The organism is Acinetobacter sp. GN11 (genome assembly GCF_054823985.1).
This window is the reverse complement of sequence record NZ_JRVL01000344.1, coordinates 1-11,848: the sequence shown is the minus strand read 5'-3', so window position 1 is coordinate 11,848 and position 11,848 is coordinate 1. Positions and strand designations below refer to the sequence as shown.

At 41.4% G+C, this 11,848-nt stretch carries 10 protein-coding genes; all 10 read left to right on the top strand.

Annotated elements, in window-relative coordinates; all coding sequences use genetic code 11:
* The first annotated feature begins 60 nt into the window (after nucleotides 1-60).
* The 10 genes from pcaB (at nucleotide 61) to NL42_RS19080 (ending at nucleotide 11,685) form a co-directional block, all read left to right on the top strand.
* On the top strand, nucleotides 61-1,419 hold the full coding sequence (gene pcaB / locus NL42_RS19125; protein WP_461313953.1) for a 3-carboxy-cis,cis-muconate cycloisomerase: 1,359 nt from the start codon (nucleotides 61-63) through the stop codon (nucleotides 1,417-1,419).
* On the top strand, nucleotides 1,416-2,201 hold the full coding sequence (gene pcaD, locus NL42_RS19120) for a 3-oxoadipate enol-lactonase (RefSeq protein WP_461313952.1): 786 nt from the start codon (nucleotides 1,416-1,418) through the stop codon (nucleotides 2,199-2,201). Before pcaB ends, pcaD begins: the two co-directional genes overlap by 4 nt.
* Before the next feature lie 42 nt (nucleotides 2,202-2,243).
* Nucleotides 2,244-3,599: an aromatic acid/H+ symport family MFS transporter gene (locus tag NL42_RS19115; RefSeq protein ID WP_461313951.1), complete on the top strand. Its 1,356-nt coding sequence runs from the start codon at nucleotides 2,244-2,246 to the stop codon at nucleotides 3,597-3,599.
* Nucleotides 3,600-3,614: 15 nt separating this feature from the next.
* A complete protein-coding gene (gene pcaC, locus NL42_RS19110; protein ID WP_005306044.1) occupies nucleotides 3,615-4,028 on the top strand; it encodes a 4-carboxymuconolactone decarboxylase in 414 nt (137 codons plus the stop codon).
* Between the two features lie 10 nt (nucleotides 4,029-4,038).
* Complete coding sequence (pcaH, locus tag NL42_RS19105) at nucleotides 4,039-4,764, top strand: protocatechuate 3,4-dioxygenase subunit beta (protein ID WP_004792028.1); 726 nt, start codon at nucleotides 4,039-4,041, stop codon at nucleotides 4,762-4,764.
* A 14-nt stretch (nucleotides 4,765-4,778) separates the two neighbouring features.
* On the top strand, nucleotides 4,779-5,408 hold the full coding sequence (gene pcaG, locus NL42_RS19100) for a protocatechuate 3,4-dioxygenase subunit alpha (RefSeq protein ID WP_461313950.1): 630 nt from the start codon (nucleotides 4,779-4,781) through the stop codon (nucleotides 5,406-5,408).
* Nucleotides 5,409-5,483: 75 nt separating this feature from the next.
* Complete coding sequence (gene aroD / locus NL42_RS19095) at nucleotides 5,484-6,311, top strand: type I 3-dehydroquinate dehydratase (RefSeq protein ID WP_461313949.1); 828 nt, start codon at nucleotides 5,484-5,486, stop codon at nucleotides 6,309-6,311.
* 19 nt (nucleotides 6,312-6,330) lie between these two features.
* Nucleotides 6,331-7,785 (top strand): right-handed parallel beta-helix repeat-containing protein, encoded by a 1,455-nt coding sequence (locus NL42_RS19090; protein WP_461313948.1) that lies wholly within the window; start codon nucleotides 6,331-6,333, stop codon nucleotides 7,783-7,785.
* Between the two features lie 69 nt (nucleotides 7,786-7,854).
* On the top strand, nucleotides 7,855-9,174 hold the full coding sequence (locus NL42_RS19085; RefSeq protein WP_461313947.1) for a carbohydrate porin: 1,320 nt from the start codon (nucleotides 7,855-7,857) through the stop codon (nucleotides 9,172-9,174).
* An 81-nt stretch (nucleotides 9,175-9,255) separates the two neighbouring features.
* Entirely contained in the window at nucleotides 9,256-11,685 is a 2,430-nt protein-coding gene (locus NL42_RS19080) for a glucose/quinate/shikimate family membrane-bound PQQ-dependent dehydrogenase (RefSeq protein ID WP_461313946.1), read from the top strand.
* Nucleotides 11,686-11,848: the final 163 nt, after the last annotated feature.

The window sequence follows — 11,848 nt, the reverse complement described above, 5'->3', positions numbered from 1 at the left end:
GTGTTCAATGTGTATTGGTGTAGGCCAAGGCATCGCATTGATTATTGAGAGAGTCTAATCATGAGCCAGTTATATGCCAGCTTGTTTTATCAAAAAGACGTCACTGACATCTTTAGTGATTCAGCTTTAATCACATATATGATTCAGGTTGAAGTTGCGCTAGCTCAAGCACAGGCACAAGTTGGCGTGATTCCTCAAAATGCGGCTAATACAATTGCCCAAGTAGCTGAGCAGGCACTAGAAAAGTTTGATTTTCCAGCGTTGGCTGTAGCAACAGGCTTAGCTGGAAATATCGCAATTCCATTTGTAAAGCAGCTTACAGCAATTGTTAAAGATGTAGATGAAGATGCTTCACGTTATGTGCATTGGGGCGCAACAAGTCAGGATATTTTAGACACAGCTTGTATTTTGCAATGCCGCGATGCGTTAAACATTGTGGAAGCACAACTTCAACAGTGCTACACCACTGCATTACAACAAGCTAAGCAATATCGCCATCAGGTCATGATTGGGCGTACATGGTTACAGCAAGCTTTGCCAATTACTTTAGGACATAAGCTTGCACGTTGGGCTTCTGCATTTAAACGTGATTTGGACCGTATACAAGCAATGAAACCACGTGTATTCACTGCCCAATTAGGTGGTGCTGTGGGTTCATTAGCTTCTTTGCAAGATCAAGGTTCACTTGTGGTAAATGCATTTGCTAAGCAGTTGAATCTGACTGTACCGACAAGCACATGGCATGGTGAGCGTGACCGTATTGTAGAAATCGCAAGTGTGCTCGGCATGATTGTTGGGAATACAGGCAAGATGGCTCGTGATTGGTCACTCATGATGCAAACTGAAATTGCAGAATTGTTTGAACCAACTGCAAAGGGTCGTGGTGGTTCATCAACCATGCCACATAAGCGTAATCCAGTTGCAGCAGCTTCAGTACTTGCAGCAGCAAATCGTGTACCAGCACTTATGTCTAGTATCTATCAAAGCATGGTGCAGGAACATGAGCGTAGCTTAGGCGCGTGGCATGCTGAATGGTTAGCAATCCCTGAAATTTTTCAGCTTTGTGCTGGAGCATTAACTCGTACTGGTGAAGTTTTACAAGGTTTCGAAGTTAATGCTGAGCATATGCAGCAGAACCTTGACTGTACCAACGGGTTGATTATGGCAGAAGCTGTCATGATGGCACTTGCTCCAAAAATTGGACGTTTAAATGCTCATCATGTTGTTGAAGCAGCTTGTAAAACAGCCGTGGCTCAAAAGCAGCATTTATCTGAGGTTGTTAGTCAGTTAGATGAAGTAAAAGAACATTTTAGTCAAACAGAAATTTTGGAAATATTTAAGGCAGAAAACTATTTGGGCAACATTCAAGCTCAAATTGATGCTGTTCTGCAAGAAGCACAAGGAGGAGATATAAAGTGAAACAGCTTATAACTAATCGACAAGGGAAACAGCTCGCTGTATATACCAATGGATTAAAAGATGCTCCAGCACTTGTGTTATCTAACTCGTTAGGAACAGATCATGGAATGTGGCAGCCGCAAGTAGATGAGCTTAAAAGTCATTTCAATGTCATTACATACGACACACGTGGTCATGGCGAAAGTGATGTGATCGCCGAATCATCTTTACAAAATTTAGGTGAAGATGTTGCTGATATTTTAGACTCCTTAGATATTGAAAAAGCTCATTTTTGTGGAATTTCAATGGGCGGAATTACAGGGCTTTGGTTAGGTATCCATTACCCAGAGCGCTTTCTAAGCATTACTGTCGCAAATTCGGCGGCAAAAATTGGACAGGCTGAGGCGTGGTTGAGTCGCGCAGAATCAGTAGAACAAAATGGACTGGCTGAATTGGTTAAAACCACGCACACACGTTGGTTTAGCGAAAAATTCGACTATCAACATAATGTGGTTGCACAAATGACGATTCAAAGTCTGGCAAACACACCAGCACAAGGTTATGCCAATGCGTGTCGTGCTTTAGCACATGCTGATTTAAGAGATGAAATTACGCAAATCCAAGTTCCGGTATTGCTCATTGCAGGAACGGCAGATCCAGTGACAACAGTAGCAGATGCTGAGTTTATGCAGAATGCTATTAAGAACAGTCAAATTGCTAAATTGGAAGCATCTCATCTTTCTAATATTGAGCAACCGCAAAGATTTACTCAGGAATTAACTAGGTTTATTCAGCAAATCTAATAGCTTAGTCGTTTAAAAGGAATTGGCCTTAAGGAGGCAAATATGGCGTCTCAGGATTACGCTGCACCAAATAAAAGTATCGATGCTCAGGCACTCATTAATGATGCTCCACTCAGTAAGTATCAATGGATGATCGCAATCATCTGTTTCTTAATTATTTTTACTGATGGTATCGATACTGCTGCAATGGGTTTTATTGCTCCTGCTTTGGCTCAAGACTGGGGCGTTGATCGCTCTCAGTTAGGCCCAGTGATGAGTGCTGCACTTGGTGGAATGATTATTGGAGCTTTGGTTTCTGGCCCTACAGCTGACCGTATTGGTCGCAAAATTGTTTTAGCCGTATCAATGCTGATTTTTGGTGGTTTTACCTTGGCATCTGCTTATGCAACTAACCTAGATAGCCTTGTCGTTTTACGCTTTTTGACAGGTATTGGTCTGGGGGCAGCAATGCCAAATGCCACAACATTATTCTCTGAATATTGTCCAACACGCATTCGTTCACTACTGGTGACATGTATGTTCTGTGGCTACAACTTAGGTATGGCAACAGGTGGCTTTATTAGTAGCTGGCTCATTCCAACCTATGGTTGGCACAGTCTATTTTTGCTTGGTGGTTGGTCACCTTTAATCTTAATGATTTTAGTGATTGTGTTTTTACCTGAGTCATATCGCTTTTTAATTGTTAAAGGTAAAGACCCTGAAAAAGTACGCAAGATTTTAAATCATATTGCACCAACTCAAGTTCAAGACGTAAGCACTTTTTATGTGCCCGAAGAGAAAACTGAAACAGCTCAAAAGAAAAATGTCTTTGGAATTATGTTTTCTAAACCCTATGCAAAAGGAACACTTTTGCTTTGGTTGACCTATTTCATGGGCTTAGTGGTTGTTTACTTGCTTACAAGCTGGTTACCAACACTGATGCGTGAAACAGGTGCTTCAATGGAGCGTGCTGCATTTATTGGTGGTTTATTCCAGTTTGGTGGTGTGGTGAGCGCATTGTTTATTGGTTGGGCGATGGATAAATTCAACCCGAACCGAGTCATTGCCATTTTCTACTTTGCCGCAGGTCTATTTGCGATTGCTGTTGGTCAAAGCTTAGGAAATTCAACATTACTTGCTGTATTGGTTCTTTGCGCGGGTATCGCGATTAATGGTGCGCAATCTTCAATGCCAGCATTAAGTGCTCGTTTCTATCCAACGCAGTGCCGTGCAACGGGTGTCTCTTGGATGACGGGTATTGGACGTTTCGGCGCGGTATTTGGTGCTTGGATTGGTGCCGTACTACTTGGTAATGATTGGTCGTTTACTGCCATTCTCAGTTTATTACTAATTCCAGCGACTGCTGCGGCTGTTGCTGTATTTGTTAAATCACTTGTTGCGCATACCGATGCAACTTAATAGAGGTCTATCACAATGAATGATGAACAACGCTATAAACAAGGCATTGAAGTGCGGACTGAAGTTTTGGGCGAAAAGCATGTTGGTCGATCTTTGCAAAACTTAAATGACTTTAACCAAGATTTTCAAAACTTTATTAGCCGTTACGCATGGGGTGAGGTGTGGTCTCGTCCGGGCCTACCGCGTCATACACGTAGTTTAGTGACGATCGCAATTTTATTGGCGCTGGGCCGTGAAGATGAACTACGCATGCATTTACGTGCTTGCTTCAACAATGGCGTAACCAAAGAAGATTTAAAAGAGTTGATCTTACATAGCTCACTCTATGCAGGTTTACCTGCTGCAAATGCTGCAATGCATATGGCCGAAGAAGTCTTTAAAGAGTTGGGAATAGAAGTCAACTCAGTTGCAGCAAAAGAACAGGATTAAGGAGATAAAGATGTCACAACATAGCTGGGGTGCTTACGCCCAACGTAATACTGAAGACCATCCACCTGCATATGCGGAAGGTTATAAGACAAGTGTTTTACGTTCGCCAAAAAATGCATTGATTTCTATTAATGAAACTTTAACTGAAGTCACTGCACCGCATTTTTCTTCAAATCTGTTTGGCCCAAAAGATAACGATTTGATTTTGAACTATGCCAAAGATGGTTTGCCAATTGGTGAGCGTGTCATTGTTCATGGCTATGTTCGTGATCAATTTGGTCGTCCTGTAAAAAATGCGCTTTTAGAAGTATGGCAAGCCAATGCTTCAGGTCGTTACCGTCATCCAAACGATAAGTTTATTGGTGCAATGGACCCTAACTTCGGTGGGTGTGGTCGTACATTAACTGACGAAAATGGTTTTTATATTTTCCGTACCATTAAGCCAGGTCCTTACCCGTGGCGTAACCGTATTAATGAATGGCGTCCAGCTCATATTCACTTCTCTTTAATTGCTGATGGTTGGGCTCAGCGCCTAATTTCGCAGTTTTATTTTGAAGGCGATACACTCATTGACACTTGCCCGATTTTAAAAACGATTCCTTCTGAAGATCAACGTCGTGCATTGATTGCATTAGAAGATAAAAACAACTTTATCGAAGCAGATAGCCGTTGTTACCGTTTTGACATCACTTTACGTGGACGTCGAGCGACTTACTTCGAAAATGATTTGACTTAATCGGGAGCACGAGCATGAATAACTGGAATTTTCAGGAATTAAAAGAAACTCCATCTCAAACAGGTGGTCCTTACGTTCACATTGGTTTGTTGCCACAACAAGCAAATATTGAAGTGTTTGAAAACAACTTTAATAACCAGTTAGTACAAGACCAAACCCAAGGTCAGCGTATTCGTCTTGAAGGTCAGGTATTTGACGGATTAGGTTTACCGCTGCGTGACGTGCTGATTGAAATCTGGCAAGCCGATGCGAATGGTATTTACCCAAGTCAGGCAGATACGCGTGAGCAAAAAGCTGATCCTGCATTTCAGGGTTGGGGTCGTACTGGCGCTGACTTTGAAACAGGTATCTGGAGCTTTAATACAATTAAGCCAGGTGCTACAGCCGGTCGCAAAGGTTCAACTCAAGCACCGCATATTGCCTTAGTGATTTTCGCTCGCGGTATTAACTTAGGTCTTCATACACGTGTTTATTTTGAAGATGAAGCTGAGGCAAATGGCAATGACCCAATTTTAAATAGCATTGAGTGGGCACCGCGTCGCCAAACGCTTATTGCAAAACGTTTTGCAGAAAATGGTGAAATTGTTTACCGCTTTGATATTCGTATTCAAGGCGATGACGAAACAGTATTTTTTGATATTTAAGAAACACTTAAGGCTACACATGATTGTCCATGGATGCGTGTAGCCTTTTTAAAGGATGGTATGAAAGAGATGAAAATGAAAACATTATTAAGCTTAAGTTTGCTTGCACTCCCATTTTTTACAGCACAGGTAAATGCTGAACCTGTTGCTTTAGCTACTCAAATACAACCTGCGACTACAGCGGTTAAAACAATTGTTCCAATTACAGCAAAAACTAAAGAACAAGCTTTAGCGCAAGCACAAGTCATTGCAAATACAGCAGATGCTGATTTGGCAGAGTTTCGTATCGATTTACTCAGTTTTGCGAGTGATACAAAACAAGTGATTGCTTTGGGTCATGTATTGAAAAAGATATTAGGCAATAAACCAATGATTGCCACAATTCGTACCAAAAACGAAGGTGGTCAGCTTGAAATTAGCGATGTGGATTATGGCAAGACTTATCAGGCCTATTTAAAAAATCCGTTCATGGACTGGTTAGATGTTGAAATGTTCCGTGATCAAAAAGTCGTTTCAGAGATTGTTCAAAAAGCACATCAAAAGAAAGTATTGATTGTGATGTCTAATCATGACTTCCAAAAAACACCAAGCCAAGACGAAATTGAAAAACGCCTGTTAAAACAGGATCAAATGGGGGCAGATATTCTAAAAATTGCCGTAATGCCAAAATCTAAACAAGACGTTTTCACTTTAATGAACGCAACTTTAAAAGTAAGTCAGCAAACCACTAAACCATTGTTAACGATGTCGATGGGACAACTTGGCACGATTTCTCGAGTTGCAACAGCCAATATGGGTGGAAGTTATAGCTTTGGCATGATTGGTCAGGCTTCTGCACCAGGACAAATTGATGTGACTAAGCTCAAACAGATTTTAAAAACCGTTCAACCAACAAACCCATAAATCATAAGGATATGATGAAATGAATACATTACGTTTAACTACTCTTGCATTAGGTTTGATGGTTTCAGGAGTAGCTACGGCACAAACTTATGTTGTTGACCGTTATCAGGATGATAGCAAGAAAGGTTCTTTACGCTGGGCAATTGAACAAGCCAATGCTAATCCAAGTGAAGCAAGTGATATCTTGATTCAGGCCGTTGGCAAAGCGCCTTATGGGATTAAATTAAATAGCGCACTTCCTGAAATTAAAGCACCTGTCAAAATTATTGGTACCCAGTGGGATAAAACGGGTGAATACATCGCAATTGATGGATCAAATTACATTAAAGGCGAAGGGGCAAAAGCTTGCCCAGGTGCAAACCCTGAACAGTATGGAACAAATGTCCGTACCATGACTTTACCGGGCTTAGTACTACGTGACGTCAACAATGTCACTTTAAAAGGTCTAGACATTCATCGTTTCTGTATTGGTGTATTGATCAACCGTTCAAGCAACAATCTCATTCAGCATAACCGTATTAGCAATAACTACGGTGGTGCTGGTGTCATGCTTACTGGTGATGATGGGCAAGGTAACCCAACGGCAACCACGACCAATAACAATAAAGTTTTAGACAACATCTTCCAAGACAATGGCGATGGTTTAGAACTAACCCGCGGTGCTGCTTTTAACCTGATTGCAAATAACCATTTTGTTTCAACTAAAGCAAACCCAGAGCCATCACAAGGTATTGAAATTTTGTGGGGTAATGACAATGCCGTAGTCGGTAATAAATTCGAAAACTATTCGGATGGCTTACAGATTAACTGGGGTAAGCGTAACTATATTGCTTACAACGAAATGACCAATAACTCGATTGGTTTCAACATGACAGGTGATGGCAACATTCTTGATAGCAATAGAGTGCATGGTAACCGTATTGGTGTTGCTATACGCTCCGAAAAAGATGCAAATGCAAAAATTACATTGACTAAAAACCTGATTTGGGACAATGGTAAAGATATTAAACGCTGTGAAGCGGGTGGTTCATGTGTACCAAATCAGCGTTTAGGTGCAATTGTATTTGGTGTACCTGCACTTGAGCACGAAGGTTTTGTTGGTTCTCGTGGTGGTGGCGTAGTTGTGGATCCATCTAAGCAACAAAAAACATGTACTCAACCAAATCAACAAAACTGTAATGCTCAGCCGAATCAGGGCATTAAAGCGCCTAAGTTAACCGCTACTAAAGGCTCAGTTACTGTAGAAATTAATGGTTTACCAAACCAACGCTATCAAGTTGAGTTCTTTGGAAATCAAAATGCGGCATCAAAAGAAGCTGAGCAATATTTAGGAGCGGTTACCGTTGCTACAGATGCCGAAGGCAATGCAAAAGCAAATTGGAAGCCAACTGGCAAAGTTGCTTCAATTACAGCGAATGTAACGGATCGTTTTGGCGCGACGTCTGAACTTAGTTCGGCCGTACAAACTAAATAATAACAATAAGGGAAGCGCCTCAAACTGAGGCGCAGCAAAGAAATATAGAAATGATAAAAGGGACTTGAAATGCCAAATATAATGAAACTGAGTGTGTTAACAATCGCAGTATTAGGCAGTCAACTTGTGCTTGCTAATGAGCCTTGGTCACCAGATCGTCAATGGTTGCTAGGTGACTGGAATGGTGAACGCCAACAGCTAGAGCAACAAGGCTATAAATTTACAGCTTCTATTATGAGCCAAAGTGCCACAAATTTAGATGGTGGTTACAACGACAGCAATACTTTTGAAAATGCGGCGCAGCTTTCTTTAGGTGCAAACTTCGATTTAGAAAAGATTGGTGGGTGGAAAGATACAACAGCTAGTTTAGTCGTGACTAAACGTGATGGAAATGCGCTTACTTTGGAGCGTATTAAAGACCCGCGTTCTAGCCAATTAGGTAATGCTCAAGAGATTTATGGCCGCGGTAAAATCTGGCGTCTGTCTCAAGCATGGGTAAAGAAAGGCTTTGTTGATAATACTATACAGGCCAAAGTTGGCCGTATGGGCATGTCAGAAGACTTTAATAGTTCTCAATGTGAGTTTCAGAACTTATTGCTTTGCGGTGGGCAGCTAGGAAAATCAATTGGTTCAATTTGGTACAACTCACCAGTGGGTGTTTGGGCTGCAAACGTTAAATATCAATTTGCGCCTGAGTGGACTTTGGGTGTCGGTGTTTATGAGGTAAATCCAGACAACATTAAAACCGAATCAAATAGTGATGGTTTTAATCTGGATATGAACAACGTGAAGGGTGCAACCATACCAGTTGAGCTCGCATGGAAACCAAAACTTGCTGCTTTTAATGGTTTACCGGGTGAATATAAAGTAGGTGCGCTGTACTCAACCGCAGAAGCGAATGACATTAAAACTGCCGGCAAAGTTCATGACGGAAAACAAAGTTTCTGGATTAATGCACAACAACAACTGACGAATAACGGCCAAGATCCGAAACGCGGTTTATATGTAAGTTTGAATGGCGTTGTAAATGATAAGGCAACGACCTTTGTTCAAAGTACCCAACAACTTGCTCTTTGGTATAAAGGGCCATTTGATAGCCGTCCAAATGATTCGATTGGTTTTGGTATTGCCAATTATGTGGTCAATGATCGTGCTAAAGATAAGCAAATCGCAACAAACGAAAGCCGTGGATATTATAGCTATGATGCGATTGCATCTGACTATATTCCAATTCAAGACGACGAGCTAAATGTCGAATTGAACTATACCTATCAATGGTCTCCGGCCGTTATGTTACGTCCAAACATTCAATATATCCATCAACCTGCTGGTGTAAAAGCGGTCGATGATGCTTGGGTGGCGGGCTTAAGCGTTAAAGTCAATTTTTAACAATGTTGATGGCTGGTTAGACATAGTTTAACTGGCCCAAATGCTTGAACTATTGTGTTCAGTATATGTGGAGTAGGATCTATGTCTGAGTCAGATTCTAAGTTTCATATCTTATTCAAAATATGGTGTTTTCTATTAGGCCTAGTTTTATTGGCTACTGGTGTTTTTTACATCGTAGGCGGTGGAAAGCTAGTGTCATTAGGTGGATCTTGGTATTTCCTAGTCGCAGGGCTGTTTATTACCATTTCTGCATTTAGTATTTTTCGTAAAAAGGCACTTGGTGTCTGGATATTTGCGGCTGTTTTCGTTGGTACCGTAATTTGGTCGCTGATTGATGCAGGTTGGGAATTCTGGCCGTTATTCTCGCGGTTAATGTTTCCTGCTGGTCTTTTTGCTGCATTGTTATTTACCTTACCTGCAATTCGACGTTACCAATTCCAAAGCGGTTTGGCATCTTCATCCTATGCAGTGGGTGGATTAGTTGTAATCGGTATGTTGATTGCGTTCTATCAAATGTTCCAACCGCATCCAACAGTAGCAAGTTCAGGTGAAAAGCTACCTTTAGTACCAGTTGACCCTGCTAAAAAACAGGTGAATTGGGAAAATTATGGAAATGATGCAGGTGGTAGTCGCTTTGTTGCTCTCGATCAAATTAACCGAGATAACGTTCATAAACTAAAAGAAGCTTGGCGTTTTAGAACAGGCGATTTTACAACAGGTAGTGGTAATGGTGCTGAAGACCAAATGACCCCGCTACAAGTTGGAAATAAAGTTTTTTTATGTACACCACATAACAACATTTTTGCGATAGATGCTGACTCGGGTAAACAACTCTGGAAAGCTGAAGTGAACTCTAAAGCCGATGCTTGGGAACGTTGCCGTGGGGTCGCATACTTTGATTCGACCAAACCACTTGTACAACCAACTTTGGCTGGTGCAAATGCAGTAACCACAGTTGCAGCAAATACGACATGTCCGCGTCGTTTATATACAAATACACCTGATGGTCGTTTAATTGCAGTCAATGCGGATAACGGTCAGCGCTGTGCTGATTTTGGTGTAAATGGAACAGTTGATCTGTTAGACGGTCTAGGAGCTGGAACTAAAGCTCCACGTTTTGAAGTGACTTCTGCACCGACTATTGCGGGTACAACCATTGTAGTGGGTAGCCGTATTGCCGATAACGTTGCTGCAGATATGCCGGGTGGTGTTATCCGCGGCTATGACGTGATTACCGGTAAACTTCGCTGGGCATTTGACGCACGTAATCCAGATCCTAACTATGTTCTTAAACCAGGTGAAACTTATAAACGTAGTTCGGCAAACTCATGGGCTGCAATGTCATATGACCCACAAATGAATACAGTGTTCTTACCTATGGGTAGTTCATCTGTCGACATTTGGGGTGGTAACCGTAATCCTTTAGATCATAAATACAATACTTCTGTTTTGGCACTTGATGCGACAACAGGTAAAGAAAAGTGGGTATATCAAACTGTTCATAACGATTTATGGGACTTCGATTTACCAATGCAACCAAGCCTAGTTGATTTCCCATTGAAAGATGGTACGACTAAACCTGCTGTTGTGATTGGAACCAAATCAGGTCAATTCTTTGTGCTTGACCGTGTAACCGGTAAACCACTGACTAAAGTGATTGAACAGCCAGTTAAGCCTGCCAATATTCCAGGTGAGCAATATAGCGCAACTCAACCACGTTCAGTTGAAATGCCTCAAATTGGTAATCAAACTTTAACTGAATCAGATATGTGGGGTGCAACGCCGTTTGATCAGCTCATGTGCCGTATTAACTTTAAGTCAATGCGTTATGAAGGTCTATTTACTGCACCGGGTACTGACGTTTCATTAAGCTTCCCAGGTTCTTTGGGTGGCATGAACTGGGGTAGCATTGCTTTTGACCCAACTCATCGTTATATGTTCGTGAATGATATGCGCCTTGGCTTATGGGTTCAGTTAATGGAACAGACCCCTGAAGATATTAAGATTCAGGCGAGTGGTGGAGAAAAAGTAAATACAGGTATGGGTGCTGTACCAATGAAAGGTACACCATATAAAGTGAATAAAAACCGCTTTATGTCGGCTCTAAGTATTCCTTGTCAGAAACCACCATTTGGTACTATGACTGCAATTGACATGAAAACTCGTCAAGTCGCATGGCAAGTCCCACTGGGTACGGTTGAAGACACAGGACCTATGGGTATCAAAATGGGCTTAAAAGCACCAATTGGTATGCCAACTATTGGTGGACCAATGGCAACACAAGGCGGATTGGTCTTCTTTGCTGCAACGCAAGATTACTACTTACGTGCTTTTGATTCATCTACAGGTAAAGAACTGTGGAAATCACGTATGCCAGTAGGTAGCCAAGGAACTCCAATAAGCTATGTTTCACCGAAAACAGGTAAACAATATGTGGTTGTTACGGCAGGCGGAGCTCGTCAGTCTCCTGATCATGGTGATTATGTAGTCGCTTATAGCTTAGAACAGTAATTAAATAAGGCAAAAGAGAGCATTTCTCTTTTGCCTTTAACTTTAATATATTTTTTGTATTAAAGCCTGAGAGTAAGTTCTATTGTTTTATATAGATAGCTTTACCAAATAGTAAAAAAGTGCTTTAACTTATTGCAAAACCTAAAATATTCCTAAGATTGAT

Bases quoted from the DNA above. Each gene is read 5' to 3' on its own strand.
- pcaC (WP_005306044.1), top strand. From the start codon at position 3,615: ATGAATGATGAACAACGCTATAAACAAGGCATTGAAGTGCGGACTGAA.
- NL42_RS19090 (WP_461313948.1), top strand. From the start codon at position 6,331: ATGAATACATTACGTTTAACTACTCTTGCATTAGGTTTGATGGTTTCA.
- pcaG (WP_461313950.1), top strand. From the start codon at position 4,779: ATGAATAACTGGAATTTTCAGGAATTAAAAGAAACTCCATCTCAAACA.
- aroD (WP_461313949.1), top strand. From the start codon at position 5,484: ATGAAAACATTATTAAGCTTAAGTTTGCTTGCACTCCCATTTTTTACA.
- pcaB (WP_461313953.1), top strand. From the start codon at position 61: ATGAGCCAGTTATATGCCAGCTTGTTTTATCAAAAAGACGTCACTGAC.
- pcaH (WP_004792028.1), top strand. From the start codon at position 4,039: ATGTCACAACATAGCTGGGGTGCTTACGCCCAACGTAATACTGAAGAC.
- NL42_RS19085 (WP_461313947.1), top strand. From the start codon at position 7,855: ATGCCAAATATAATGAAACTGAGTGTGTTAACAATCGCAGTATTAGGC.
- NL42_RS19080 (WP_461313946.1), top strand. From the start codon at position 9,256: ATGTCTGAGTCAGATTCTAAGTTTCATATCTTATTCAAAATATGGTGT.
- NL42_RS19115 (WP_461313951.1), top strand. From the start codon at position 2,244: ATGGCGTCTCAGGATTACGCTGCACCAAATAAAAGTATCGATGCTCAG.